Genomic DNA, 26819 nt, shown 5'->3' with positions numbered 1-26819 from the left:
CACCGTTACCGCCACCGCCGGCTTCCACATCGGAGAAGGAGATGGCGGTCAGTGTCATCGATCCTGGCAGGCTGGTGATCCATACCCTGCCCATCGGCGCAGGCAACTGCCAGATAGCCCAGTGCCCGACAGGCAACAAGCTCATCATCATGGACTGCGGCTCAGGCGGTGCCGGTAGCCAGAACTGGAGTGCCGATGACGCCCGCACGTATCTCCATGGCCTGGTGAACGCCTCCACCGAGATCGCGGTGACGGTCAGCCATCCGCATGTCGATCACTACCGCTACCTGCCGCGCGTGCTGGACGTTCTTCCGGTACGCAACCTGTACATCTCCCGTCAGCTGTCCAGCTACAACGCGGATTTCCGCAACTGGGTCCATCAGCAGCAGGTGCACGCAGGCATGAATGTCATCGCCTATCCCGGGTTCTACGCCTCGACCACGCCCGAGGCTGCACTGGGCTGCTGGGCGCCGAATGGACATGGCGGACTGAACAGCGAGGCGCAAAGCTACATCCTCGGGGTGAACACCGGCACCGGTGCCAACGAAGGCAGCATGGTGGTGGCCATGCGCTATGGCAACTTCCGGACAACCTTCACTGGCGACATGACCGCTGCCACCGAAGCGCAGCTGCATGTTCCCGCCGGCCTGGGCACCCTGCGCAGCAACGTGCTGACCAGCCCGCACCATGGCAGCGAAAGCCATGGCAGCAACAGCACCACCTGGGCCGCCTCCACACAGCCGGAGCTGGTGCTGTTCAGTGCAGGAACCCGCTTCCACCATCCCCGGTGTTCGGCGGTGGCGGTCTATTGGGGTTACGTGGGCGCAAACAGTCCCGGCCACACTTTCCATTGTGGCGACAATGGCGGATGGACGAACGTGACCAACACACGCAATGTCCTGACCACTGATTCCAACGGTCTGATCCGCGTGGGCGCCGCTTCGGACGGTACCTTCAACTTCAGTTGGGGACTGTAGCGGCATCCGCGTTGTCCTGCGCTGTGCGATCAGTCGTGGCGATCACGCAGCGCAGGACGGCTCCTATACCCAGGGATAGCTGAGCAATCCGTCAGGGCAGTGTTGCCTTCCCAATGCGCAATGGCGGTATGGGCGGGCAGATGCAAGAATTCCGCACGTCGAAATCACACCACCGAATCCCACGGCAGATGATCGTCTTCATCCGCCACTGACCGGCGCGTACCGCGCCGTGATCACTTCAACGCAATCGCCGCCAGCCAGCGCGCCGCACACCGGCGCTGCATCGCGCTGGGCGTGCGCCTGCACCACCTTTCCCCTGCACCCTGGATCTGGCCATGAACACTCCACCTACGCTTATTGCCCTGGCGATCGGCACCACTCTCATTGCACCGCTGCACGCTGCCGAGTCGACCGACGCCGCCCATGAAACACCCACCACCCTGAACGCGCTGCAGGTCATCGCCACGCCGCGCGGTGCTGCTGTCGCTCCGACGCAGGTGGTGGGACCGAACCGCTACGTCATCAACGCCACCGACCTCGATGCGATGGTGTCGGGCAACAACGGCCTGTCGATGCTGAAGAACGTGCCGGGCGCGAGCTATACCGCCACCGACGGTCTCGGCCTGGACATCTCCGCCACCAGCCTGTTCGTGCGCGGGTTCCGCATGAATGAAATGGGCATCACCTTCGAAGGCGTGCCGCTGAACGACAACGGCTTCCTCTCGCTTACCGGCACCAGCGTGGTCAACGTCGGTGTGCCCGATGGCATCGGCTCGATCACGGTCAGCCCGGGCGGTGCGCCGGTCAGCGTGTTCTCCAGCAGCGTCAACGGCGGCAGCCTCGAATACCGGCTGGCAGAGCTGCAGGAAACGCCCAGCATGCGCATCAAGCAGGGCGTAGGCAGCAACAACACCCTGGTCACCACGGTCTCGGGCCAGAGCGGTCAGCTCGGCGAGCACGGCCCGAAGCTGCTGGTCGACCTGCAGCGCGTGTCGGCCGACAAGTACCAGGGCGCCGGAACGCAGAAGTTCCTGCGCGGCGACCTGAAGGCCCAGCAGGATGTGGCATGGGGTGACTTCACCGTGTTCCTGTCCGACAGCAAGGCCGCGGTGTGGGGTTACAACAACATCTCCTTCGACATGATCCGCAAGCTCGGATGGAAGGCCGACAGCTTCTATCCGGACTATGCGTGGGCGTACTACGTGGCCTCGCCGGAGAACGCCGACAAATCCTGCGGCGCCTACACCTGCGGTGAGCTGTCCGAACTGATTCCCTACGACACCGGCCAGGTGACCCGCGACCGCGTCGCTTCGATCAACCATCGTTTCCAGATCACGCCCGCGCTCAGCGGCAACGTGCAGCTGTACAACGCCAACAGCCACACCCAGGCCACCTTGACCGACCCGACCGTTCCGTCGCCCAATGGCGCGCCCTTCTCCGAACAGGTGCAGACGCCGCATCTCAACCGTTTGGGGGGCATGTTCAACCTGCAGTTCGAGACCGGTGCGCACACCATCACCACCGGCTTCTGGCAGGAGAAGAGCAATGCGGCCGCCAAGACCGAGTGGTACCAGCAGCCGCTGCTGGGCGAAGGTAAGCCACTGAAGGCCACCGGGCCGTTCGATGTGTACGGGCCGGCGTTCCAGACCGACAACGTATCGAGCTGGGTGACCCGTTCACGGCAGTTCTACCTGCATGACAACTACGCCGTCACCGACACGCTGGTGCTGGGCCTGGGCTTCAAGGCGGTGGACTTCAGCACCACCGGGGGTGGTATCGGCGATGCGCCGGAGCGGCCGGTGAACGGCACGCTGCGCGCCAAGAGCAACTTCCTGCCGCACGTGTCGCTGTACTGGAGCCCGACCGAGCGGACCGATGCCTTCATCGACCTGGCCAACACCATGAACGGCTATCGCGTGGCCCAGCGCGGCAACATCGGCTATACCGCGTCGGCCTGGACCATCACCGACCAGGAAGAGTTCGACCGCGTCGCCGGCACCCTGCGGCCGGAGAAGAACTGGAACCTGACCGTCGGTGCCAGCCACCGTTTCGACCGGCTGACGGTGACGGCGGACGTGTTCTACAACGACATCCGCAACCGCCTGCTGTCGGCGGCGATCGGCACCCAGTTCGCACAGATCAACACGGTGCGGTTGATGCCGAAGATGCACGTGATCGGTGCCGATCTCGGCATCACCGCCGACCTGACCGATCATCTGCAGTTCTACCAAGGCATCGCGCTGGCGCGCTCGTACTACGACAGCGATTTCGTGGTGGGCGATACCGTGTACCCGATCAAGGGCAACGCACAGCCGGGCTATCCGCAGTTGTCGCTGGTCAGCGACCTGTCCGCGCACTTTGGCGGCTGGCGTTTCGGTGCCACCAGCACCTCGTACCTGCGCCAGCCCTTCACCTATGAAAACGACATCCGCGTGCCGACGTTCTGGCAGGTCAACGCATACACGGCCTACAAGCTGGGGCCGGACAGCCTGCTGCCGGGGCTGGAGCTGCGGCTGGACGTCAGCAACCTGTTCAACCGCAACAACATCGGCACCGCCACCATCGCCGGTTCGTCGTTCTCGGGGGATTACCAGACCCTGCAGCGCAGCGCCCCACGGCAGGTGATGTTCAGCACCTCGATGTCGTTCTGATCCTCTGCCAGTAGATCCACGCCATGCGTGGATGCACTTGGCGTTCCTCGGCGGCTGCCATGACCGGGGTCGGATCCCTCTGCATGGCAAAGGGCTCCGACCCCATCCGCTGTTTGCACGATCTGCACTGATTTCGTGGCACCAACGCAAGGTTCCCACAATGTTGCTGGGCCAACCTGTAGGCATGGCACAGCAGAACCCCCGATTCCCTCCGGTCCGCAGGCGCGCCCATGGACGTCCGCGTCCGGTGCCGTTCGCAGCACCGGCGGTCGACCTGGAGGCTGAGTACCAGTTCTGGCAGGTCTATGACCGCGTGGTACGCCCCTTGCCCGGGGGCGGGTTCCGCCTGGCCTGGCTGGTGCTGCAGACCGTGTACCGGGCGCGGACGCGCTATCCCGCCGACAACCACAGGACCGCGCTGTCGCGGGTACTGTTCGGTACCAACATGACCGACGCGCGCGCGGCCGAGCTGGAAGAACTCTACGGGCTGGTCAGCCGCAGGCTGGCGGCGGTGGCAGTGCGCACGCTGGCACCCGGCAGCACCGCCTAGCCCGCCTTGCAGGGCATGCAGATCCGTCCCACCCCGCCGGCACCGGCGCGCAGGTCAGGGTCGAAGAACTCTTCCTGGCTGCGGATCTGCCCACAGCGGCTGCAGACCTTCTTCTCTTTCGATTCCAGCCCCTGCACCTGCTCGATCACCTGATCGACCGCTGCCGAACGGATCTCCGTGCCGGCCACTTCAATCAGGCGATAGAGGCGGTCGGACAGCGTCTGCACCGGGTCGCTGCCGAGGTTGAACCGGTTGATGCGCAGGAAGCGATAGCCGTAGCTTTCCAGCGTGAGCTGACGCTCGACATCGGCCTCCACCAGATAGCGCTCGTGGTTGCCCACATGCACCGGCTTGTCGCGGCGGAAATGGAACTCGAAGCCGTCGTACTCGATCACGATCTGCAGCGCGCCGCGCACGGTCTGCACGGTCACCAGAAAGTCCACGCGCCACGCTGGATGCTGGTAGGTCGGGTCAAGCTGGCGCAGGTAGTCGCCCACCGGGAACTGCGGAATGATCTCGACCGCATCGCCATGTTCCAACACGAAGGGCGTCTGCTGCAGCCACTGCAGCACCTTCGATTCCATCGGGCTGCGTGCGTCGGTCTGCGCGGCGTCGGGCGCGGGGCGGTCCAGCTGGCTGGCGTAGTAACGCAGCGCATGGCCAATCGCGCCGCGGAACGCATCCACCGGCATCGAATGGACGAACCAGATCGCCTCCTGCGCACGGGAGAAGCCAACATTCAGGCGCTGCACCTTCAGCTTGTCCTCCACCGCATCCACCGCGCCGGTCAGGCTGACCGGGAAGATGTAGTTCAGCGCATCCTGGCCGGCGGTCGCCACCATCGAATAGAAGATCAGCCCGCGTTCCTCACCCTGGCAAGAGTCGACCGTCATCACCTTCAGGCGAAGCCGTTCTTCGAACTCTCGGCCGCGCGGATGGTTGAACAGCGCCTTGGACAACAGCGTCTGCTGCTCGCGGAACGGCGTGATGATGCCCACCGTGGGCGGCGCATCCGTATCCAGCAGTTCCACCAGGCGCTCGGCGATGAAGGCCGCTTCGGCGTCGTTGGTGCTGCGGCTGGTGCGGTGCCCGCTGGCATCGACCTGGCTGAAGCGGATCACCTCCTGCAGCGGCCGGCTGCGGATCTTCAGTGCCTGCAGCTGGTGGTTGTAGAAGGTGGAGGACGAGAACCCGATCAGTTCCGCATAGCTGCGGAAATGCTTGCGCAGCATCACCGAGTACGAGGCGGAGAGCGAGCAGAACTCCAGCACCGAGCGCTTCACATCGAACATGGCCAACCGCTCCAGCACGTCGGCCTGCTGGCTGACGTTGGCGCGGAAGTAGTTGACCAGGTCCGAGCGGTACTTGTCGTTCAGCGCGATGCTGGCGTTGGCCGCCTTGACGTTGGAGAACTGCTTGGAGTCGCCCAGCACCACCACCTTGCGCGCGCGCAGCAGCGCCGGCAGCGCCTGCGCCACCGATACCTGCGAGCCTTCATCGATCACCAGCACGTCGAACAGGTCCGGTGCCAGCGGCATGTACTCGCCAAACTCGCGGATGCTGGCGATCATCACCGGGAACGACTCGCGCACGCTCTCGAACTTGTCCACCGGGAATTTCTGCCGGTTGGCGATCACGCCTGCCAGCGCCCGTGCGTCGGCGCGGTGATGATCCATGAAGCTGATCAGGCGCCCATCCACGTGGGCATTCATCACCGAGGTGTTCAGGCGCTCCAGCTTGGTCTTGGTGCCGACATAGTCGTACTGCGGTGCGTCGACGAAAGCCTTGCGCGTGGCCATCCAGCCCTGCAGGAAGCGCAGGGTCAGCGCCCACAGCGCCGGATCGTCCTTCGGCTCGGCCAGCAGGGTCTCGACGATGGCCGGATTGAGCCGCGCCAGCAGGGTTATCGCCTGCCGTGCAACCGCTGCACCCGGTTCCGGCGCAGCGCCGTGGGCAATCTGTCGATAGCTGGCCGGTAGCTGCGTGCCCAGGCCTTCGGCCTCCAGCTTCATGCGCAGCGCGTTTGCGCCCTGCACGATGTTCTGCAGGACGGCTGCATCCTGCTTGAGCAGCAGCGGGCGTGTGGTGCCGAGCTGGTTGAGTTGCAGTTCCAGCCCGCGCACGGCATTGCCGCGCAGCAGATAGCCCAGTACCGGCATCTTCAGCTGCTGGTACTGCAGCAGGAGCGTGCCCAGCAGCCGTACCTGGTCGGCATCCAGCCATTCGAACAGCTCCCAGCCGTCAACCGGTCGGTCAGCGAGGAAGGCCGTTGTCACCGCATCGCGGCGGATGCGCTCGTCCAGCGATGCCGGGGTGTAGTCGGTGCTGCCGAACAGATCGGAAAGATAGGCTTCAAGCGCGTCGACCTGTGCGGTTACCGTTTCCAGCTCGGCCAGCACGTTGGCATCCATCACCGCATGCACCTGCTGCAACACCGCAGGCGCGCGCTCGCCCAGTTCCGCTTCCTGCTCGTGCATGGCCTTCACGGCGGCAAGCGAGACACGCCCCAGCGTCTGCACGGTGCTGGAGATGGCCTGCCGGAGCGTCTGCGCCGTGTCCTGGCGCTCGCTCTCAAGTGCCGGCTGGTTGGCCTTCATGGCCTTGGCGAAGACCGAAATCTGGCTGATGGTGCCGGTGGAAGTCAGGCGCTTGAAGTTGGCCGCCTGCTGGCCCAGCCGCAGAATCGGGTTGGGGAAATCACGATCGTGGCGAACGCGGCTCATCGCATCGGACAGCTTGTCGTACACCACGTCCAGCGCCTCGGTCTTGTCCGACAGCACCAGGCAGCTCTTCTTGTTGAACGCACAGTCGGCCGCAATGGCCGTGATGGTGTGCGACTTGCCGGTGCCGGGTGGGCCTTCAACCACCACGATCCGCCCCTGCGGCTCGCGCACCGCCAGCAGGATCTTGCGCTGTTCCTCGTTCAACGGAATGGGCGAATCGAACACCATGCGTTCCACCAGCGGCAGCGCATCCAAGGCCGATTCCACCCGTTCCCCGATCGGCTCGGGGTTGCGCATCAGCACGCCTTCCACCATGCCGTGGAACAGATCCACCAGCTTCGACCCACCATTGCGGGCCTGGTCGATGATCTCCTCGAAATCATTCAGCAGCGCCTCGTCGGCGCGCTCGAATGCAGCCAGGTGCAGGGCCGGCGACAGCGCGACGGTGGCGGTGGATGCCTCGCTGGCGGATGAGGACAGCGAGACCTCGCCGCCCAGATCCACCGCGTTGGCCACCTGCCGGAACAGCGATGCGGCCACTTCAAACAGGCTTTGTGCCGGGTCGAGGTACTGGATGCGCTCCTGGATCGGCGACACCCACTCGCGCGCCATGCCCACGGCCAGTTCCTGCAGCACGAAGTCGATCGCGCGCCGGTTGGCGAACAGGCGGTTGCTGAGGGTCAGGGTGTAACCCGAACCATCCTTGGCCCGCACCACGTCCAGCGGCAGGTAGAACACCGGGTACTGCACGCCCGCGTACTTGAGCGTGCCCACGTAGAGATACAGCTGCAGGCCATCGCCGGTGGCGACATAGGTTTCCAGGTCGCGGAACTCATGGAAGGCATCGGCCGCCACGAAGTTCTCGAAGAACGCCAGCAGCGCGTTGATCGTGCCGTCGCGGGTCAGCTGGTGCTCGCAGGCCTGCTGCAGCGGCAGTTCGTCGCCGGTGGCCAGCAAGCGCGCCAGCACCTCCGGCAGGGTCTGGTACAGATCCACAACGGAGCGGGTGACCAGATCCGACTCGGCCGCGTGCAGCGAATCCATCACCCAGTACGCCTGGCCCTGCAGCGGGCCGGCCAGATGCGCGATCAGCGGCCGCACCACCTGCACGCACATCGCATCCACCAGGCTGCCCTGCACCGATTCCACCCAGGCTTCCGGGTCTTCCAGTGCGCCGGCCATGCTGGCACGCGCCGTGTCCAGCACGGCTACGCGCACCGTGGCGATGGCGGTCTCGGAGATGGCGTTCACCTGCTCTTCGACAATCCGGCGCAGCGTCGCGCTGATCGGCCGGGTATAGCTGCGCGGGCCGATGGTGAAGGAAAGCTCCTCGCCGGATGGCCGGCTGAGCAGCTTCCACAGCTCCTTGTCCAACGCCGGGTACGGCGCGCTGCGCATACCCGCGCGGAAGCCGGAGTCGCTGGTCAGCACGATGCGGCGCCGCGGTGCCTGCGCGCGCTTGAAATCGGACTCAAGGAAATCGCGGAAGTACTGCGAGATCCGCACCGCGATCTCGCGCATCTTCGTTTCACCCAGTGGCCCGCCGCCGCCGGTTGCCGCAGGTGTCAGCGGGGTGGACGCATCGGAGGTAGGCAGGTGCGGCGGCTGGGGAGTGCTCATGAATGGCTGGGCGGGCACCTGGCGAGGCAGGCACCGCTAGGGACTGGGTCCTGCATGGTCGCACGCGTCGCCCACGGCGGGGAGGGGGCCAGTGCCCTCCAGTACCGACGGCAGGATCATGTGCGACGTCAGCGATCGCCAGAACAGCGACTCGTCGTAGCTGTCAAAGTCGGTCCGGACCAGAATCGGCGACGGTAGCCCCTGCGCGCGCAGACGCAGGCGGATGCTGGCGACTTCCTCGCTCAACCCCATGCCGAACAGCACCAGCTGCACCTTCGCATCGCGCAGCACGAACGACTCCTGCAGGCGCTTGCCAAGACCGGCCGCCAGGAACGTTCCCACCAGATCGTAGTTGCGCCACTCCAGCACCGACAGACCGCTGTCCACGCTGTAGATCGATTCCATGCGGATCAGGCCGCGCCGTCCTATCGTCCTTGATATCCGCTGACGGGCGGCTTCCTGCCCGCCCATGATGAGCATCCTGAGCAAACCGCGTCTCCTTGTGTATGGGCTCGCGGAAATGGTCAGGGCGCAGGTGGCATGGCAGATATCAGATGAATCTGATTCCTTCGTGCATGCTGCGGAGCGCTAGTTGCCTGGCTTGCCCCGGTCCAGCTGCCGGTAGCCGATAGGTGGCTGATCCGATAGATCCGCTCACGCTTGAGCATTCCAAAGAGGCCTTCGCAGGCAGCGTTGTCGCCACAATGTCCCACTGCGCTCATTGAACAGACCAGTCTGTTGGCCATAGATGGCGCTGCTAGTCACCACCGCGGAACTGGCTGCCGCGATCAGAACGCAGGATCCTGGCCTGCATGCCGCGCCGCTGCCAGAGCGCCATCTGCAGGACCCGGATAACCATCTGGCGGTTCTGCCGGTGGCGTGTCGACCACCCCACCCCACGCTGGTCGAACAGATCCAGCACGGTGCACAGATACACCTTTTCCTGTCGGGTCTTGATCTCGGTGATATCGGTGACCCATTTAGTTCCCGGCTCGAAGCCAGCAAAGTCCCGCTCCAACAGGTTGCTGACCGCTGCGGGTGTCATTGCCGGGGTGCCCCATCGTCCGGGCCGCTTGTGTCGCGGACAACGGGCGTAGCCGAAGTGGCGCAACTGCGCGGCGATAAGCACATGCGTCTGCACGTGGTCCGCGTTCTAGAGCGTCACCGCCAAGCTGCTGTCGTAAAAAGCGCGGACCTGCTCCAAAGTCGACTGTAGTTGTGTTTTGGAATTCACGGTCATGCTCCGATGATCCAGACGCCGTGCGCGGTGGCAAGATGCTGGCGGTGCCGTTTACCCAGTCACCCAGTCCTGCGGCCGACGTTCGTCAGATGCTGCGCGAACTGCGCGAACTGCGCGAACTGCGCGAACTGCGCGAACTGCGCGATGGCTCGACTGTGCGCGTGGCCCACATCGAGCACTACTTGCCCAGTTTGAGCCGGTTCTGCCGCGGGCTGGAGCAGGTGCTGCATATCCCGATCCGTGCCAACCTCTACATGACCCCGCCGTTCAGCCAGGGCTTCCAGCCGCATTACGACCTGGACGACATCTTCGTCGTGCAGGTGCTCGGCCAAAAGCAGTGGTACTGGCATTCCGGTTATGCCAATCAGGCCGATCTGCCGAATGCCGACATGGGCTTCGATGCGGCCAGACACGCTTCATCGAGGCCGCCCACGCCGATTCTCCGGCGCTGCGGTGACGTGCTGTACATGCCGCGAGGCTTCATGCACGAGGCGCGTGCCAACGAGCACGCCTCGATCCACATCACCTTCGCCACAATCGGCCTCAACCTGGGTCAGTTCGTCGAGCAGTTGGTGCGGAAACTAGCGCTCAGCGACGTGCGCCTGCGCCGCAGGGTCCGCTTCGATCCGGCGGTAGAACCGGACCCGCGCGAACTCGGTGAATTTGCAGCGCTGATCGGCGTCTGCCTGAGCAAAGTAGCCTCGTCCAAAGCACTGGCCGAGGTATCAGCTTTCATGCGACAGTCGATGGCGAATCATCGCATCGCCGACCTGCAGGGGCGCCTGATGCGCGGATTGAACGAGGGCTTCGAGCAGGACTGAGGGGATGTATTAACTCCGTGTTAGCGGTTACCGCATGGACCATGCATGCGTCGGGCGAATGCTTGGAGCGGGCATGTCCAGAGCGAAGCAGCCTGCGGGCAGGCAGACTGAGAGCAAGCAGTTTGCGCAAGGCACGCCGCATGCAAGGCCACAACCGTATGTATTCCTACTGAAGAGAGGCAAGAAAAATGATCGATCAGATGAAGTTCGAACTACCCGGAAAACCGGCCTACTGGATTGCCGCCGGCATACTATGCGCGCTGACCGGCCTGGGCATGGACATGGGCGTGAGCGGCACCGTGCTGTCAGTGAGCGAACCGGCCAAGTGGGGTGGTTTCGGAGCACTGATCGGTACCAGCGTCGGTCTGATGGCCGGGTTCGGCAAGCGTTCCGCGCAACGCTGACCGCGCATCGTCGAGCCGCCGCGTGTGCGATGGGTGGCGTCGTTCCGCGACGAGCTTCGACGACGTGGTCGTCGCCAGCAGTTGGCTGCATCGCCTCGTCGGTGATCAGCTAACTATGCTCATCTCGTCGACGATCTGTAGTGTGCCGACGTACAAGCTGACCACAGTGCAGCTGCGGCGCCCTCATTCGCGGGTCTTGCGCGCACATCGCCGGGTTGCAGCTGTGTGGCAGACAAGATGATTCACCCGCGATAGCCAAACAAGTCAACAGCGCGAAAACGGGAGCGCTATGTGCCGGGTCTTCCCCGATCCAGCTGCCGATAGCCGATGGCCTCAGCAAGATGCGCGGTCTGGATGGTCTCGCTTTCGGCCAGATCGGCAATGGTGCGTGCCACCCGCAGGATGCGATGCATCGCCCGCGCCGACAGCTGCAGGCGCTCGATGGCGTGTTCCAGCAGGTCCTGGTCTGCTTCGCTCAAGCGCGTGCACGCACGCAGGGCGGCAGGAGGCAGGTGCGCGTTGAGGCCACCACGCGACTGTTGCCGCGCATGTGCCGCTTCCACCCGCGTACGCACGCTGGCGCTGGGCTCGCCCAAGGGTGTGCTCTCGCGCAACTCCACCGCATCCATGCGGCTCACGTTGATGTGCAGGTCGATGCGATCCAGCAGCGGGCCCGATACCCGTGCGCGGTAGCGGGTGATGCGCTCGTCGCTGCACAGGCAACGGTTGCTGCGGTCGCCGGCCCAGCCGCAGGGACAGGGGTTCATCGCCGCCACTAGTTGGAAGCGTGCCGGGTAGACCACGCTGCGCGCCGCGCGGGAGATGCGGATGTGACCCGACTCCAGCGGTTCGCGCAGGGTTTCCAATGCGCTGCGGTTCCACTCCGGCAGTTCATCCAGGAACAGCACGCCATGGTGCGCCAGCGAGATCTCGCCGGGGCAGGGCGGATTACCGCCCCCCACCAACGCCGCCGCGCTCGCGCTGTGGTGCGGCGCCCGGAACGGCCGCTGCCGCCAGCGCTTTGGGTCCAGCCCTTCGCCACTGACCGAGGTGATGGCCGCCAACTGCAGGGCATCAATCTCTTCGGAATCCGGCAGCAGGCTGGGCAGGCGCGAGGCCAGCAGGGTCTTGCCGCAGCCGGGGCTGCCAATCAGCAATAGATGATGACCACCAGCGGCGGCGACTTCCAACGCCCTGCGTGCGAGCGCCTGCCCGCGTACGTCGGCCAGATCCGGCAATGGCAGCGGTGTGGTGTCGACGCGCTCCACCTGCGGCAGCAAACGTGGATTCCCGAGCCCGGCACAGCATTCCAATAGAGTGCGCGCCACGCGCACATCGGCATGCTGCGCGAGGGCAGCTTCGGCAGCGTTGCCCGGCGGCACGATCAGGATGCGCCCGGCTTCGGCGGCGGCGATTGCGGCGGGCAGCGCGCCGGATACCGGTCGTAGTTCGCCGGTCAGGCCCAGCTCGCCGAGGAACTCGTACTGCAGCAGCGATTGCGGATCGACCTGACCGCTGGCGGCGAGGATGCCAAGGGCAATCGCCAAGTCGTAGCGCCCGCCTTCCTTGGGCAGGTCGGCGGGCGCGAGGTTGAGGGTGATGCGACGCTGCGGGAAGTCGAAGCGCGCGCAGAGCAGGGCGGCACGCACACGCTCGCGCGACTCGCGCACGCTGGTCTCGGCCAGGCCGACAATCTGGGTGACGGGTAGGCCACCGGAGAGATGCACTTCGATCCGCACCAGCGGGGCGTCGACCCCGGCGCGGGCACGGCTGTGGACCAGCGCCAGGCTCATGTGTGGTTTCCTGCAGAGGGCGCTTGATGGTGAGGGGGCGACGTGCCGATCACCATCGGAATACTTCGGCAGGGCATCTAGGATTTGTCCGGCCAGCCACTACGTGTGGTTCAGTCGTCGGGACGACGTCAGATATGGCGTTCGGCAGACCTCATCAACTCAACAATGTGGTCGAGGAAGGAGATCGGAAGGTTGCGCGATGCCGTCAACATGCGGGCTTCCATTTGCAGGCGCATTCCTTCCGGCTTCCCACCATCGGCGATGGTGTCACCCGAAATCAGCCAAGATTCGCTCACGCACGTGACCCTGCTCAGCGCATGCAGGTGGTCGATAGACGGCACGAAGCCTAGTTCGCGCTCCCAGTGGCCCACCGTCGCCCGATTCACGTTCAGGGCTTTGGCGAGATCGGTTTGAGATAGCCCGTTGCTGATACGCGCAACGCGGATCCGGGCTGACAGTGAATCAGTGCGGAACTCCATGAATACTCCCCTTCCTAGGCTGCCTTGCACAGGACATGCGGGGAAGTGTGTGAGTGCCAATACAGATCGTCAATTCTGTAGCAGGTCTACTATGTCGGTTCTCGCACGAATCTCTTCTTGAATTCGCTGAGAACGCTGCTTCTGACACGTGGCGATATGGGTGAACGTCGCGCCATCCCCATCTTTGGCCAAGACGTTAGCGACAGTGACGTCCTTTCAGGGCCAGCACACAAGTGCAAATGCAAGCACTCAACCCGTGATGGTTGCCCTCTGGACGTAGTGAAAGCTGGGGCGCAACCGCCCAAGCCCGGCGGAAGCTGTGCGCGGCACAGCAGCGAGGTTGCAGCTGGATACCGGCGGGCCGTTGAATCAAGTTGAGCCACAACGCTGATCACGTTCGCAGCTCAGAAGATCCAATGCCCACCATTACATGGAGTAAAGAAAAATGACCCAACGCACTGCTGTGAAGACTCTCTCGTCCCTCACGCTGATCATTGCGGGTGTCGCGGCCGCAGGTTCGGCTTCTGCTGCTGCATCGAACGGAACTTTCGCCAATGATATTGCGGCGTCGACGTCCATCCAGGCGGATATGCAGTCCCTGAGCATTAGTGAGTTCACAGACGAAAAATCTGCGCTTCTCGCAGATGGGCACCATCACTCCGATTCTATCGGGTCGCATCACCATCACGACACGGCGAGCAAGCAGGTGGCATTTGCTTCGCGCAGTTCCGCCGATTCCCGATTCGACGTCTGAAGGGAGAGGGGCGGGGATCTCTCCGCCCCTTGCACGTAGATCACTGTCATGCAGAGCCTATAGACGCCAGAGGTGGTTTTCGATCTTTGGCCTCAAGTTGGATTTGAAGGGTGGATAAGAGCGGCCAGGTGCAAGTAGCGAGGACGGCGATGACTGCATGGAGGAGAAAAATGAATTCGATGACCCAGGCGAAACGGACTGATGTAAGAAGCCCGATCTGCCTGATGGAGATCGCAGACACATCAGAATGCATGGAGTCGGTCGTCGAGGGCATCCTGTGGTCAAGACTCCGCAGGATGAGAGCGCGACTTCAGGAAGTGCTTGCTGACCAGAAATACGGAGTCACGACTCGTGCCATGCACCAGATTTACCAGTCAATCGGGCCCGATCGCCAAGCCCGTGTGCTGCTCAGTTCCGAATTCTGCGAGCAATATCTGTGCCTGGAGTCTGCGCGGAAGGGCAGGGTGGAGTCAGGAGCCGACGAGCAGGAGAGGGCAGAGGAACAGGCCCGCGCGCTTGGCGCGCTGCACGATATCATCGCTCGGGAGAAGTCGATCGCCGAGCTGGCGCAGGGACGGACCGACAGGTATTTGAGAGAGGCACGGCAGTGGCAGCTCTACAGTCCGGTTGGAGACTGCGTTGCGGAAAAGGATGCCACGGGCGTGTGGACCCTTCGGCAGTTGCCGAAGCTGGGTGACTGTATCGCGCTGGATCTTGAGAGCCCACCGGCGCGGCACCATGAGCCACGCTCTGGAGTGCTGAGCCAACCGTGCCTACCGCTGACCGATGCGGAACGCGAGCATGTCTCGCGAAAGCTGGCAGAGGCGCTGGCAGCGATCGACCGGTCAGAACCCATGTACGGCCTTCTCATCCGCAACTTCGTCCGGCGGATCACCGTGCGCAAGTCGGCAGAGGTCACGTCCGATGAAGCCGGCCGCTACGGCTCCGAGCATGTGCCGAGGCAGCCAGGTTCCATTCGACTGCTGAACACGCATAACCCGGAACTTCTTGTTGAGGCGTGCATGGAAAGCATCATGCATGAAAGCACCCACAACTATCTGGCCGCATGGGAGCTTGCCAACGGGTTCTTCGTTGCCAATGACTACCGGCACCGTGTCGTGTCTCCGTGGTCCGGCAATCCCATTCCCAACTCCTCCTACATCCACGCGGTCTTCGTCTATTACGTGTGTCACCGCCTGCTCAAGCGTCATCTCGAGATTTCTCCGGACCTGGGTGAAGCCGCCAAGCGCCACGTCCAGCGCAGGTTGGCCGTCTGCGCCGCCGGCTTCCTGATCGAGCAGGATCTCAGTGGTCGGTTGATGACCAAGGACGCCATCAATGGTGAGGTCGGGCAGATGATCGACCAGATGCAGGCCGAGATGAAGCGGCAGTATTGCTACGGGGAGTGGCATCAATGAGCAGAACGGTCATCATCCATGCGGACCACCTTGACCCGGTCGCGCTGCGGGCGCTGGCTACGGGTGTCCCTGCCATACACATTGATGAGCTGATACCAGTAATGGAGGGCCAACCCTGGCCCGAGGTTCTCCGCTTGAGCCCAAGTGCGCACCTTGAGAGTCTGTTCCGCGGAGCCAACGTGGTGAACCGGGTCTTCTCTCTGGAAGGAACGCAGATCGAACGGTTTCTGGCTGAGCACGGAGTGGACGCCCGCTGGTTCCATATCCGCCTGCAGCCGCTTCTGGCGCTGGGGGTGAGCCTCTGTCACGACACCGGCACGCGCGGCGTATCCCGATGTCTGGCCCCGCTGAACGTGCAGTGGTTTGAACTCGAACGCGCCCTCCCGGAGGCGAATACGCCTGACTTCGCCTACAGCTTCGGCTACGAAGAACCAGACCTGTCCCGCATCGAGGACCCCATGCAGAAGTCGGTCTGGTCGCTTTTTGATTGGCGACAGGAACGGCAGCTTGATGACGAAGAGCGCCGCAGGCATCAGTTCCACGTGTCCAGGCCGAAGGGCGTCCCCGTGATCGCCTGGTTCCTTGGGCGGGACTACAACGGAATCCACTTTCCCCGTGCAAGCGCTGAGGTCGATGATGCTGTGTGCGGGCAGCTGACGCGAGCAGCTGCACAGGCCTTCCGTTCCGAAGCAGGAGAGATGCTCCTGTACGTGACGGATCAAGCAATCACCTTCCATGCATTCTCGCCCTACCTTCGTTCCGTCGCCGCCGACACCGCTGTGCAGACTGCATTGGACGCGTGGTTGCTTACCGGCAGCGCCGGAGGTGTGAATGCTACTTGAGAAGCTGAGCTCGCTGCGCGAGTCCATGGGCTGGGTCTACGGAAGCGAGGACCTGTGCGTACTGTTGTACAGCCTGGTCAAGCGGACCCGCCCGCGCATCGTGGTCGAACTGGGCACCGGCTTTGGCGTCACTGCGGCCTGGATGGCCGGTGCATTGCGGGAGAACGGCAGCGGTGTCATTCACACCTATGACAATGGTTCGCACTTCTCCAGTGAGCCAGGCATCAGGTTTGTCGAGGGCCTGCAGGGGCCGCTTGCAGATTCACTGCGGGAGATGGGACAGGACTATCCCGCTTTCCTGAAGCACGTATTCCAGTGGGCCGGGGTCGAGAATCACGTTGTTGCCAACTGGCAGGAGATCGGCTTTGCCGAGATTGCCCGGGCCCCCGCCTTTGACGGCGGAATAGACATGGTCTTTTCCGACTTCAACCACTCCCAGGACAGCATCCAGGCCTTGCTTGCAGCGTTTCTGCCGCGCATGGCGGAAAGCGCCTCGATCTTCATCGACAGCGCCTCCACCCAGCGGCTCAGCTACCTGACCCTGGAAGCCGTTGTGGACGCCCTGAATCAGAATAAGATACCCAAGGCGTTCATCAAGGATCGCAGCGAGCAGGACATTGACGCGCTGCTGCGCATGGTCCAGCGCTCGCGCTTTCGCCTGATGCATCTGCTGGAAGCCTGCGATAGGGCGCAGAACAGCACGGCGTGGATCTCGATTGAACCGGTGGACGTGATTCCGACTGCGGCCACCTTCCTGCATTAGAGAGACGTATATGTTCGGCTATTACTTTGCGTTGGCCCGCACAAGGCTTCTGGAAACCAAGGGGATGAGCGCCGCGCTGATCCTGGCGCTGGGATTGGGCATCGGCGCAAGCATGACGATGTTGACTGTCGTGCGGACAATGACGTGGGATCCACTGCCGGGGCGAAGCGAGCATCTCTATCACCCCTTCATTGACGCACTCCCCACGTCGTACGACGTCAGGCCGGGCATGGACCCTCGCGTGGCCCTCACCTGGGTGGATGCGCAGAACCTGCTTCGGCAGGCCCCCGCCTCCCATCAGACCGCGCTGGCATCTGCCCGTCTGTTGGTGGATGCGCAGCGCAGCGTGCAGATTCCATTCTTCACGCAGGGGCAGTATGTCACTGCAGATGCGTTCGCCATGTTTGGCATCCCAGTGGCGCAGGGCAGGGCCTGGACGCGTCAAGATGATGCTGCCCACGCCCGGGTTGTCGTGCTGAGCCAGGATCTGGCTGACCGTTTGGGCAGTGAAGGGCTGGTGGGAGCAACCGTCCGCCTTGGCGGCCAGGCATTCAGGGTGGTGGGTGTTGCCGGTCCGTGGAGCCCGCGTCCCCGGTTCTATACGGACCTTCAGCAGGATGTGTTCAAGGGGCGCGAAGACTTCTTCATCCCGATTGGTGTTGCAGCGGAAATGCAGATGGCGGTGTCCAGCAGCGTCTTCTCATGGAGCAGTGACAAGCCCCTCAATCGCCTGCAGGACGCCCGCACATCTTGGGTCCAGTTCTGGGCCGAGTTGCCTGACGCGGCCAGTGTCGAGCAGTACGAGCGCTTCCTGGGCAACTACGCACGTACACAGCAGCAGGCAGGAAGGTTTGACAGGACAACCGCGCCGCGCATGGTGTCCTTGAGGGACTTCCTGGTCGAGCATCGCATCATCCCCAACGAGGTGAAGCTGCAGCTGGCGCTGTGCCTGGGCTTCCTGATCGTTTGCCTGCTGAACATGAGTGCCCTGATCTTCGCCCGCTTCATCCGCCGGTCCCATGAAATATCGGTCCGTCGGGCGCTGGGTGCGCGCCGGCAGGACGTCATCTATCAGCTCTGTACCGAAGCACTGATCATCGGCGGCTTGGGCGGGGCGGTAGGGTTGATCGTTGCAGAGGCCGGCCTCTACCTTGTGCGGATGCAGCCGGAAGACTACGCCTCGCTGGCCAACATGGATCTCAGCATGGCCGCTCTCACCGTGGGCCTGGCGTGTGTCTCCAGTGTCATCGCTGCGTTCTTCCCTGCGCTGCGCGCTACCTCAGGCCGTCTGGCCATGCAGATCAAGGCGTCAGAATGAGCATTGCAGAAGTCCCCCTTATCGTCCGCGCGCTCACCCGCAACCGCGTCATCGCGTCCATTCTTCTGGTGCAGGTGCTGGTTGCCACCGCGTGCGTGACGAACCTTGCGTTTCTGTTGTCCGAGCGGCTGGGAACCCTCACCTACAATACAGGCCTGGAAGAGGCGAACCTGGGCGTCATCGAGACCGAGTACCTGGGGCCTGCCGCAGCCAACCCTGCAGCCTCGATCAAGACCGACCTGGAGACCATCCGGCAGCAGCCGGGCGTGGAGCAGGTTATCGCAACAGAGTCGCTTCCCCTTTCCCAGCGCAGCTGGACGGTGGGATTCACCAACAAGGTGCTTGAAGGGAATGATATCTCCGGCATTGTCGAGGCGGAACCAACTGTCTACACGGCATCTTCGCCTGCCGCCAAGGTGCTGGGCCTGACCCTTGTCGCCGGCCGTGACCTGTCTGCGGGAGCGTTCGTGCCGATGGAGGCCAGCGCCGACTATGCCGGGCTCTACAAGGCGAGCGAGGCCGTCATCTCGCAGGCACTGGCAGACAAGCTGTTTCCGGAGGGCGGCGCAGTCGGCAAGTTCCTGTATGCCGATGCGCAGCACCCCATCCAGGTGGTCGGCATCGTCAAGACGCTTTCCCGGCCTGTTCTGAAGACCGATGCAGACAATGACATGTCACTCATCCTGCCGCTGATTCCGGACGGGCCTCGCGTGATGTTCGCCATCCGCAGTGCTGATGGGCGAGTGGCGGACGTGATTGCGTCCAGTGAGGCCGCGTTGTCGCAGCGCGACGCAAACCGCACCATCGCCCGCAGCACCTCGTTCCGCGAGCTGCGCGCCGATTACTTCCGCCACGATCAGACCATGGCGATCATGTTCCTGAGCTCCGGGTTGGCGCTGTTGGTGGTAACCGCTACGGGCGTATACGGACTGGCCAGCTTCTGGGTTCGCAAGCGATATCGACAGATCGGTATCCGGCGCGCACTGGGCGCCCGGAAATCCGACATCCTCCGGTACTTCCTGGTGGAGAACCTGATCCTCACCGCCACCGGGTCTGTTGTTGGCACCGCACTGGCCATCGGCCTGAACATGGCCGTGGCCCGATACTACGAGGTAGCCAGGATCGAGGCGCCATTTCTCGCGATTGGCGTGCTGACCGTGCTTCTGTTGGGCCAGGCCGCAGCCTATGTTCCGGCTCGACGAGCAGCCAAAGAAGCCCCGGTAGCGATCCTGCGCAGCGCTTGACGCCGACGGGCCGGTCATTGCGTTTCATGGAGTATGCATTGTCACGCTGCCATCAGCCCATCCGCGGCCCCTGCCGGCTCTGCTCCTGCTCTTGCGTCTGCGCTTGCGCCAGCTGCTGCGACCGCTCCTGGTCCTGAGCGCCGAGGCTCCGGTTGGCCGCTGCATATTGCTGCTCCGGTGCGGCAGCCAGCGCGTCCTGCGTCGATATATGCACCCGGTTGGCAGCGGGATCTGATGACGCGCCCGGCCCTGAGCGCATCACGAACAGTGTGGTACCAGCCGCACGGGTTTCGGTGGCCTCATTCAACGCCAGGTCTACTTTGTCGCTGGGCTTGAACCCGGCTTCTGCCGCAAGCCTGTAGGCGCTGGCCAGCAGGCGGTCGCTGCTCTGATCCCACGGTTTGTTGTGCTTTTCATCCAGCATGGCCACTGACGAGCGCAACTGCCCCAGCAGCCCGGCGTCTTCCGGGCGCAGGGCTGTGCCGTGGTGCTGGTCTACTTCAGTTCTGTGCTGCGTGGCGGGCGTGGTGGTGTGTGGCGAGGGTGCGCTCGGAGGAGCGACCGCGGGTGGCTGTTCCTGCCCTGCGGTAGCGCGCTGCGCGTGCGCCTGTGCAATCTCCGCCGGCGTGGTGACGGAAACGATCTGCATGCGCTCGTCATCTTTCCCGGCCAGTGTAGCCAGCGAGCCATCCTTCTGTACCTGCAGCATGAAGGTGCTGGAGCCGGGCAGGGAGCTCGCGTGGTCCTGGGCAACCGCGGCTACAGCGTCATCAATTTCTTCTGCGTTGCGCGCAATGCCGGCGCGACGGTAGGCGTCCACCACCTGGCTGCGTAGGCCGTACTCGGTTGGCGTGGGATCGGCGCGGGCAATGTCGGCCATGGACATCAGCTCCTGCACGCCGACCTGCTGGCTTTGACGCGTGCGATTGAGCTCCTCGATGATGCTGCCCTCGGCCGGGTTGGTGCCATACACCCAACCCGGTGTCTGCCACTGCCCGTTGGCGTCCTGTGTGTACTTCTCGCCGTTGGAAGCGCGCAAGGGCTGGGTCTGGGTCTGCGCGTTGGCGATCACCTCCGGTACCGGCTCGATGGTGGCGAACTCGTGCCAGTTGTACTGGTTGAACGCCACCTGGTAACGGGCGGCGAGTGCCTCCGGCGTGTTGGCGGCGTTCTGGGCAATGATGCGCTGCGATTCCAGTTCCAGTTGGCCAGCCTTTTCCGGGCTGACTGACACGCTGTGGTCGAAAGGGACGCGGCCATCAATCATTGCGTGGATGGAGAGGTTCCATTCGCCGTTGTGCGGGTTGCGCACGTAGTGGCGGTTGGTTTCAAACGGTTCGCGCGGGGGCGTGTTCTCTCCGCTTGCATCCAGCTTGAAGGGGTTCTGCGGTTTGGGCAGGTTGGCCATGCCCAGCGAATATGAGTCGTTGGCGGCTTTGTAGTTCAGCTCATCCGCCAGCCGGCCACCGGCGGCCACCGTGGTATCGCGGTAGCTTCCGTCGGGCTGCGGCGTGCGCACGCTGCGGCTCCAGGTGCCATTTGAATCTTCCGGGTCGCGACTCCATTCGTTGCCGCTGCGATCCACTTGGGTGTAGACCGCTTTCTTGTCCTGGTACTGGGCCCAGTACTCACCGGCGAAGCCACCGGCCACGCCGCCCAACAGCCCGGTAGCCAGCGCACCTGGTCCGGTCCACGAGCCGGTAACGACTCCGTACCCTGCGCCCAACAGGAAGCCGCCGCCAAAGCCGCCCGCGGTACGCCCGACGAAGTGGGTGGCTGCAGATTCTGCGCCGGCGTTGTTGCCCTCGCTGCGCAACTCGGCCACGCGGTGGCCGGTGATGGCGAAGTCCACGGCCAGTGCGGCGACGCCAGCGGTACCGAGTACGCGCGCGCCACTAATCTGCCCGCGTGTGGCGACGGCAGCCTCGGCGGCACCTTCCGCAGCGCCCGCTCGCCCTGCCGTGCCAGCCAGTTCCGGGGCGGCGGTTGCCGGGCCAGGACGCACGATGGTCAGTGGCATTTCCGGGTTGAACGCAGTACGCACGCGGACGGCGGTGTGCTCGCTCAACGGCAGGCGGCCGCCCTGGTTGGCCTCTTGAATGGCGGTGCCCAACGATGCGCGGCCACCCCAGCGCTCGCTCAGGGTGGAGTTGCCGGGTTCGTCGATGGCATCCAGCGCCAACCTCACGTTGGCTTCGGACTGGGTGACGCCGCGCCAGCGCAATTCGGACGGATTGAGCGTCTTCAGTTCCGCAATCTGCGTGGCGTGGGTACGGTGGTAGCCGTCCAGATCAGAGAAGAAGGTGCGGACCTTGGCGTTGGCTTCCGCCGGGGTCATGTTCTCGGGCGTGTTGGTGACCAGGTCGCCGTTGAGGATGCCGGCGCGAAGGGTATGTTCGAGGTTCTGGATGCGGGCACCCATCCGCTCGGCCGCGGCGGCCCGCACGTCCGGCGGAGTCTCCTTCGACAGCAAGGCTCGGCCATCGGATGTTTCCGCGAGGTCGTCGAGAACGAACTTCAGTTGATCCGAGTACGCACTCAACGGGCCGCCTGAGTGTGGCGAAATACTCAACCTGGTCGCCAGCGCAGGGTTCGCGGGCAGGTTGAGAATGTTGTCGGGTCCGTGGAGCGCGAAATGACCGCTCCTGGCAAGCGACTTCAGCAGCTGGCTCTGTTCAAACGCAATCTGTTCGATCAGATGGTGTCCCTGAAAAACCGGTGTGTCGGCCATGCGCACCACCTCATTCAAGAATCCGTTTGAAAGAGCTCGTCTTAAATATCGGCTACATCGCGCAGCCGTACGCCGGAGAAGTTGGCTGCACTCAAAGCATCAAACATCGCGCGGTCGCAGATGGGAGGTGCTCCCATGCGATCCTGGCGGAAGATATGGGCATCTCCCACAACATCCTGTTTGAACACCAGGCTCGCTCCGCCGACGAGGCTGTAAAGTTTCTCGTCCTCGCCGGTCTGATAATTGTGGTCGAGCTTGATCCTCACGCGGGAAGAGGCTTCATCCAGGGCATCGAGCCTGCGCAGCACATTGCCCAGGTAGTACTGAGGGCCGAGGCTGCCGTCAGCAAGGCTGAAGTCGCAGGCCGCAAATGCAAACGCCTCGGCGTCCAACTGCTCAAGCAGCTGCTTCAACGGCTCCGACACAATCCATATGCCAGCGAGCTCTTCCAGGTCGCGTGGCATTCCGCCCTTTTCCGGTACATGAACCAGGTGGGGACGCTCCGGATACTGGTCTGGCGTTCCGTCAGGACGCGAGACGACATTCATCCCAGGGTCGATCAGCTTCTCTTCGTTGGCGATTTCTATGCCGGGAACCTTGCCATTGCCCAGGAGGCCGGCGTCGATCAGGAAGAATTCGCCCTTGTGAGATGCGGCTTCGCATGAAACTTCAATGGGGGTCGATTCGGTCACGGGGGCTTCCATCATGGATGCGGGGGCAGGACGGGAAAGCAGTCGAGCCGATGCTAGCGGGGCTGCAGCGCAGCCACAAGTTCCACCGAAACGGTGCCGCGATACCCGATTTACGTGAATCTCGGGAAAATTCGGGACAATGCAGAATATGGTGCTGTGACTCAGTCGACTGCCTGCAGTAGTCCGCGGGATGGACGAAGAGATCAGGGGGAAACCTGCCAACCGCGGCCCGGGTCCTCAAACAGACACCGCTGCTGATCAGGCACTGCCCCTTCGAAGCGCCCAAACCGCGCCTCAAGCCACGATGGCCCAGCACCTTCCACCAACAGCTGCCCCTGGCTCTGGTGGAGATCCAACCAGCGTTCGAAACTGAGACGCAGGCGTTCGATGTCCGGCGCCCGCCACAGTGCATCGGCAGGCATCCGGATCAGCACGCGTGAAGGGGCGTTCTCCACGTCCATCACCAGAACGCCCTTGCACCGGATCTCGAAGGACGTCACCCCTGCATAGCGCGTGTGCAGTTCAAAGCCCTCATCCGCTTTGACGGTCACGAAGCCGAGTGCATCACTGTGCAGCAGCCGGTAATCGGCCGGGCGCAGTTTCTGGTAGGCCCACACCTGTTCGCCCGCTGGCTCCGGCCACTCCGCCCATACCGCGCCGATCACCACGATGCACACCGCCGCAGCGGCAAGGCCGTGTTTCTTAATTCATCACCCCGCACAAGAACAGAACGTCACGCCCACAAGCTGGCCCTCAGTCCTGTGGCCGCATCCGTTCGTGGATGAAGGCCGTGAGTGCGATGTCGGCCATTACCAGTCCCTCCATTACACGATCGCCCACGTACTGGTCGGACTCGCCGTTCTGGCGCGTGCGTTCGGCTGCCAGCAGGATTTCCTGCACGATGCGCTGGCCCGTCAACGCGCAGTCGGCGTCGGACAACTGCATCTGCCGGCTGCGCAGGTGATGGCGTTCGGGCCAGGGCTGGCCGTCGGCTGCAGCGCCTGCGCCGATGCTGCGCAGGATGGCGATGAGGCTGTTGGGGTCCAGCGCAGGGCTGGGCGAGGGCGCCTCCTGGATGGGGCGCGGGGGAGGGGAGTGCGGCGTGGTCATGGCAGGCTCCGTGCAAGCAGGCAGAAGCCGCCACCGATAAAGGTGGCGGACGATGCGTGGCTCGAAAACCGGGCTAGGGACAAACCGGCGGGTACAAGACCCCCACGCACCGCCCGCCATAGCCGGCAGACGGATTGCCAGCCGGCACCACGCGTGGCGGTGCCGGCTGACAAGCGTAAACAACATCCCTAGAACTCGGGTTTTCGACGCCCGGCCACCCGTTGTCGGTGGCTCTACCAGAGTTGCCTGATGTTGTTGGAAATGCCAAGGGGGTGGGGTAAATGCCGCCAAAGCCCGAGACGTTTTTGGCATTGTTGCATAGCGTGGAAAGTGGCGAGAGCCTTGTGTTACGGGAAGACTGGCACTTCTGGAACGGAGTCGTCAGAACCTTCCGCCAAAGATGCAGGGTGCGGCAAATGCGACAGCATTCGACGAGCGGTTCTTCATGGCACTGGCAATAGAGCACGTGTTGCGGGCTTCACCTCCAGGCGAAGCGCAAGTCACGGCTTCACCCTGCTATCCATGTTTGATATAGGTGGAATTTCCAAGCCGTGAATGCACGCATGACCCTGACGGACCTACTGGCTTCTGCCGCCTACCGCGACTATCTGTTCGCCTTGGACGCGTACCTGAAGAAGCAGCCCTTCAAGCATGAGGCGCCGATCGATCCGGTCATTGCTCGTTTACAGGAGGGGTGGATGGGGCACGCCAGTATCGAGGCAGATGCACTTCTTCAGTTGATCAGAGCCGAGCGCGCTCAGACCTTCAGCTACATAGCGCAGAAATTGGCCGCCTATTCGGAACCAGACGGAGGGCCAGACAACATTGTTAATCTGCCCGCAACCTTGCACATGCCTATCGGTCACCTGATTGAGTACTTTCTTCTTCGTGACGACGCGGCAGCAGTGAAAAGTTACCTGAAGAAGATTCGTATGCCGGATGTCGTTGCCTATGCCAGGGAAATCAGGGTGATGTTCCTTTCCGCCCGAGCCGCCACTCAGTAGGGCAGGGTGGGCGATTCAAGATCTCGGCGAGGATGGCGCAAGGTTCTTTGGCGCTGGTGGAAGCATGAGCGGATTTCGATCAGGTCATCTCTGGCACTGAGTCACGCGATCCCTCGTCTATCGAGATTGCAGCGCTCCCAAGCTGTTCTTCGATGCTGGCGCCTCGGTTAGCGAGAGAGGGGGATGGTCGCGCGTCCCTTCTGCTATAAGTGACGCAACCGCGCCCAGAGGGCCTTCAATTAGATTGTGGACGCATGGATTTGCACTGGCGCTTGTTCACCAATTGCACATCGCCGCAGGCGGCTCTCAAGGTCGCGGCGCGGATCTTTCAGCAAGCTGGTCTTGGAGTCAGCAATCTCCACGCCGAGCCATATCACAAGGGCGGCTTCATGGTGAGTACCTGCTCGAGTCATGCCGCTCAATCGTGGCCTGAATTTGTGGTTCTTGCCCTGACTTCGGCTCAGTCCACCGGCCGCGGATGGCTCTTGAGTGGCTCAATTGCAGAGGAGCTGGATGCTTGGTCCAGTCATTCCTCGGTTTCCGGTGTTTCGTCCATCAATATTCAGGCGGAAAGGCACGAATGGCTCATCGCTGGGGCAGATTCCGAGTGCCGGCATGATGCAGCTCCAGAGACCGAAGTCGCTAGCCGGTAATCATCTTGCGTTAGCGAGGTAAGGCTTGAGCTTGAGAATCGCGCATCGCGTATCCAGCCGGGCCTGACGGAGCTCATAGTCTCGCGTCGGTGTTCCGCGATATGGAAGGCTCTTGCTCTCGCGATTGATGTCCGCTCCTGGCCGAAAGCGGACGACCTCAACACACTCTGCCCGCATCCACTTGCCCCAACCCTGCATCCAGGTAGAGCAGTCGACGGGACATATGTCGGCTGGGCGGCTAGCGAGAGGGTGCCCGCGGGAACAGCAACCTGGGGGTTGCGAACAGAAGCAGCCACGCACTCATGGCAGCCGCATACGCAAGTACACCACCCACCAGGAAGGTGCCGAGCAGGCTTCCGGTGAATAGTCGGTACAAGCCGCGGCCCCGGCCCGCAGCGTCTTCTCCCATGACGAGTACGATCACTGGGAGGATCATCATTCCGCTGCAGAGGATGAGCGAGAAGAGACCCAGCAGCCAGCGCCTTCCGGGTGGGTTCCAAGGCACTGGGTAGCCCGACAGCAGTCGTCGCATCCGGAGAAACAATGCTGGAATCAAGAACAAGTACATCAGCGCCACATACAACCAGGTGCGGGTGTCGGCATGGACGGAGGCGAAGACCGCCTGGGGATAGGCGCTTGTTCGGTGGAGCACCTCCGCGCAAGCCGCCATGGCAGCACTCATGACCATTGCAGGCCAGAACAGCTTCGATACGTTGGACCACTGTGCATCACGCTGTTGCTGCTTTCCGTCGGTCGTTCTAGACATGAGATTCCTCCTGCTAATCTGCTCTAACGAAATCGAAACGGAGTTGGTCGGTAGAGGAATGCACGATCGCATCGATGCACGAGAAAGCCACAGAGGGCGTAACGCTGCAAGGCTGTCAGCCTTATCCGCGAGAGCGCCCCCCCGCCCCAGTAGTTCCCGGCGCCCCAAGTCTAGCCCTTCGTGTAACAGTCGCCGACAGGGTCCAATGGACTGCTTCTGGCCGATAGCTGACCTTACGTCGATGAGACGTATGGATTGGAAGTGAT

Annotated in this window: 23 protein-coding genes and 1 pseudogene; 14 read left to right on the top strand and 10 right to left on the bottom strand. The window is 63.1% G+C overall.

Annotated elements, in window-relative coordinates; genetic code table 11:
- Nucleotides 1–41: 41 nt before the first annotated feature.
- From ACEF39_RS19730 to ACEF39_RS19720, 3 genes are all read left to right on the top strand, one after another.
- Nucleotides 42–977 (top strand): ComEC/Rec2 family competence protein, encoded by a 936-nt coding sequence (locus tag ACEF39_RS19730; RefSeq protein WP_500286293.1) that lies wholly within the window; start codon nucleotides 42–44, stop codon nucleotides 975–977.
- A 335-nt stretch (nucleotides 978–1312) separates the two neighbouring features.
- Nucleotides 1313–3628: a TonB-dependent receptor gene (locus tag ACEF39_RS19725; protein WP_500286292.1), complete on the top strand. Its 2316-nt coding sequence runs from the start codon at nucleotides 1313–1315 to the stop codon at nucleotides 3626–3628.
- 247 nt (nucleotides 3629–3875) lie between these two features.
- Nucleotides 3876–4178, top strand: coding sequence for a hypothetical protein (locus ACEF39_RS19720; RefSeq protein WP_500286291.1), 303 nt, complete (start codon nucleotides 3876–3878; stop codon nucleotides 4176–4178).
- Here ACEF39_RS19720 and ACEF39_RS19715 read toward each other — a convergent pair.
- The 3 genes and pseudogenes from ACEF39_RS19715 to ACEF39_RS19705 all read right to left on the bottom strand — a co-directional run.
- Nucleotides 4175–8521 carry an AAA domain-containing protein gene (locus tag ACEF39_RS19715; RefSeq protein WP_500286290.1) on the bottom strand — a complete coding sequence of 1449 codons (4347 nt, stop codon included), beginning with the start codon at nucleotides 8519–8521 and terminating at the stop codon, nucleotides 4175–4177. The two genes, ACEF39_RS19720 and ACEF39_RS19715, sit on opposite strands and share 4 nt — an antisense overlap.
- 36 nt (nucleotides 8522–8557) lie before the next feature.
- On the bottom strand, nucleotides 8558–9010 hold the full coding sequence (locus ACEF39_RS19710; protein WP_500286289.1) for a hypothetical protein: 453 nt from the start codon (nucleotides 9008–9010) through the stop codon (nucleotides 8558–8560).
- A 143-nt stretch (nucleotides 9011–9153) separates the two neighbouring features.
- Nucleotides 9154–9605: pseudogene (locus ACEF39_RS19705) on the bottom strand (DDE-type integrase/transposase/recombinase); the annotation flags it as partial.
- Between the two features lie 176 nt (nucleotides 9606–9781).
- On the opposite strand from ACEF39_RS19705, the gene ACEF39_RS19700 reads away from it, so the two are divergent.
- Nucleotides 9782–10582 carry a JmjC domain-containing protein gene (locus tag ACEF39_RS19700; protein WP_500286288.1) on the top strand — a complete coding sequence of 267 codons (801 nt, stop codon included), beginning with the start codon at nucleotides 9782–9784 and terminating at the stop codon, nucleotides 10580–10582.
- Between the two features lie 200 nt (nucleotides 10583–10782).
- A complete protein-coding gene (locus tag ACEF39_RS19695; RefSeq protein ID WP_500286287.1) occupies nucleotides 10783–10986 on the top strand; it encodes a hypothetical protein in 204 nt (67 codons plus the stop codon).
- Between the two features lie 287 nt (nucleotides 10987–11273).
- Here ACEF39_RS19695 and ACEF39_RS19690 read toward each other — a convergent pair whose 3' ends face one another.
- Both ACEF39_RS19690 and ACEF39_RS19685 read right to left on the bottom strand, forming a co-directional pair.
- On the bottom strand, nucleotides 11274–12779 hold the full coding sequence (locus tag ACEF39_RS19690) for a YifB family Mg chelatase-like AAA ATPase (RefSeq protein ID WP_500286286.1): 1506 nt from the start codon (nucleotides 12777–12779) through the stop codon (nucleotides 11274–11276).
- Between the two features lie 128 nt (nucleotides 12780–12907).
- The gene (locus ACEF39_RS19685) at nucleotides 12908–13258 is read right to left on the bottom strand and encodes a helix-turn-helix domain-containing protein (RefSeq protein ID WP_500286285.1); all 351 of its coding nucleotides are present in this window, start codon (nucleotides 13256–13258) and stop codon (nucleotides 12908–12910) included.
- 445 nt (nucleotides 13259–13703) lie between these two features.
- On the opposite strand from ACEF39_RS19685, the gene ACEF39_RS19680 reads away from it, so the two are divergent.
- The 6 genes from ACEF39_RS19680 to ACEF39_RS19655 all read left to right on the top strand — a co-directional run bounded on the left by ACEF39_RS19680 (nucleotide 13704) and on the right by ACEF39_RS19655 (nucleotide 19597).
- Entirely contained in the window at nucleotides 13704–14012 is a 309-nt protein-coding gene (locus ACEF39_RS19680) for a hypothetical protein (protein WP_500286284.1), read from the top strand.
- Between the two features lie 170 nt (nucleotides 14013–14182).
- Complete coding sequence (locus ACEF39_RS19675; protein WP_500286283.1) at nucleotides 14183–15430, top strand: hypothetical protein; 1248 nt, start codon at nucleotides 14183–14185, stop codon at nucleotides 15428–15430.
- Nucleotides 15427–16272, top strand: coding sequence for a hypothetical protein (locus tag ACEF39_RS19670; RefSeq protein ID WP_500286282.1), 846 nt, complete (start codon nucleotides 15427–15429; stop codon nucleotides 16270–16272). The genes ACEF39_RS19675 and ACEF39_RS19670 overlap by 4 nt, the downstream gene beginning before the upstream one ends.
- Nucleotides 16262–17035, top strand: coding sequence for a class I SAM-dependent methyltransferase (locus ACEF39_RS19665; protein ID WP_500286281.1), 774 nt, complete (start codon nucleotides 16262–16264; stop codon nucleotides 17033–17035). The genes ACEF39_RS19670 and ACEF39_RS19665 overlap by 11 nt, the downstream gene beginning before the upstream one ends.
- Before the next feature lie 10 nt (nucleotides 17036–17045).
- Nucleotides 17046–18353, top strand: a complete 1308-nt coding sequence (locus tag ACEF39_RS19660) for an ABC transporter permease (protein ID WP_500286280.1) — start codon at nucleotides 17046–17048, stop codon at nucleotides 18351–18353.
- Nucleotides 18350–19597, top strand: a complete 1248-nt coding sequence (locus ACEF39_RS19655; protein WP_500286279.1) for an ABC transporter permease — start codon at nucleotides 18350–18352, stop codon at nucleotides 19595–19597. The genes ACEF39_RS19660 and ACEF39_RS19655 overlap by 4 nt, the downstream gene beginning before the upstream one ends.
- A gap of 52 nt (nucleotides 19598–19649) precedes the next feature.
- Here the strand turns inward: ACEF39_RS19655 and ACEF39_RS19650 are convergent, their stop codons facing one another.
- On the bottom strand, nucleotides 19650–22043 hold the full coding sequence (locus ACEF39_RS19650; protein ID WP_500286278.1) for an XVIPCD domain-containing protein: 2394 nt from the start codon (nucleotides 22041–22043) through the stop codon (nucleotides 19650–19652).
- A gap of 189 nt (nucleotides 22044–22232) precedes the next feature.
- Between ACEF39_RS19650 and ACEF39_RS19645 the strand changes: the two genes are divergently transcribed.
- On the top strand, nucleotides 22233–22358 hold the full coding sequence (locus ACEF39_RS19645) for a hypothetical protein (protein ID WP_500286277.1): 126 nt from the start codon (nucleotides 22233–22235) through the stop codon (nucleotides 22356–22358).
- 11 nt (nucleotides 22359–22369) lie between these two features.
- Here ACEF39_RS19645 and ACEF39_RS19640 read toward each other — a convergent pair whose 3' ends face one another.
- The 3 genes from ACEF39_RS19640 to ACEF39_RS19630 all read right to left on the bottom strand — a co-directional run bounded on the left by ACEF39_RS19640 (nucleotide 22370) and on the right by ACEF39_RS19630 (nucleotide 24130).
- Nucleotides 22370–23032, bottom strand: coding sequence for an imm11 family protein (locus tag ACEF39_RS19640; protein WP_500286276.1), 663 nt, complete (start codon nucleotides 23030–23032; stop codon nucleotides 22370–22372).
- Between the two features lie 191 nt (nucleotides 23033–23223).
- The gene (locus ACEF39_RS19635) at nucleotides 23224–23727 is read right to left on the bottom strand and encodes a cold-shock protein (protein WP_500288056.1); all 504 of its coding nucleotides are present in this window, start codon (nucleotides 23725–23727) and stop codon (nucleotides 23224–23226) included.
- A gap of 46 nt (nucleotides 23728–23773) precedes the next feature.
- On the bottom strand, nucleotides 23774–24130 hold the full coding sequence (locus ACEF39_RS19630; protein ID WP_500286275.1) for a hypothetical protein: 357 nt from the start codon (nucleotides 24128–24130) through the stop codon (nucleotides 23774–23776).
- Between the two features lie 563 nt (nucleotides 24131–24693).
- On the opposite strand from ACEF39_RS19630, the gene ACEF39_RS19625 reads away from it, so the two are divergent.
- Entirely contained in the window at nucleotides 24694–25134 is a 441-nt protein-coding gene (locus tag ACEF39_RS19625; RefSeq protein WP_500286274.1) for a hypothetical protein, read from the top strand.
- Between the two features lie 254 nt (nucleotides 25135–25388).
- On the top strand, nucleotides 25389–25787 hold the full coding sequence (locus ACEF39_RS19620) for a hypothetical protein (RefSeq protein ID WP_500286273.1): 399 nt from the start codon (nucleotides 25389–25391) through the stop codon (nucleotides 25785–25787).
- 238 nt (nucleotides 25788–26025) lie between these two features.
- Here ACEF39_RS19620 and ACEF39_RS19615 read toward each other — a convergent pair whose 3' ends face one another.
- Nucleotides 26026–26553, bottom strand: a complete 528-nt coding sequence (locus ACEF39_RS19615; protein ID WP_447945676.1) for a transporter — start codon at nucleotides 26551–26553, stop codon at nucleotides 26026–26028.
- Nucleotides 26554–26819 lie beyond the last annotated feature (266 nt).

The sequence above is a fragment of the Stenotrophomonas indicatrix genome, assembly GCA_041545745.1.
Taxonomy (GTDB): domain Bacteria; phylum Pseudomonadota; class Gammaproteobacteria; order Xanthomonadales; family Xanthomonadaceae; genus Stenotrophomonas; species Stenotrophomonas indicatrix_A.
The sequence above is the reverse complement of the archived record's forward strand: the minus strand, read 5'-3'. Positions and strand labels throughout refer to the sequence as shown.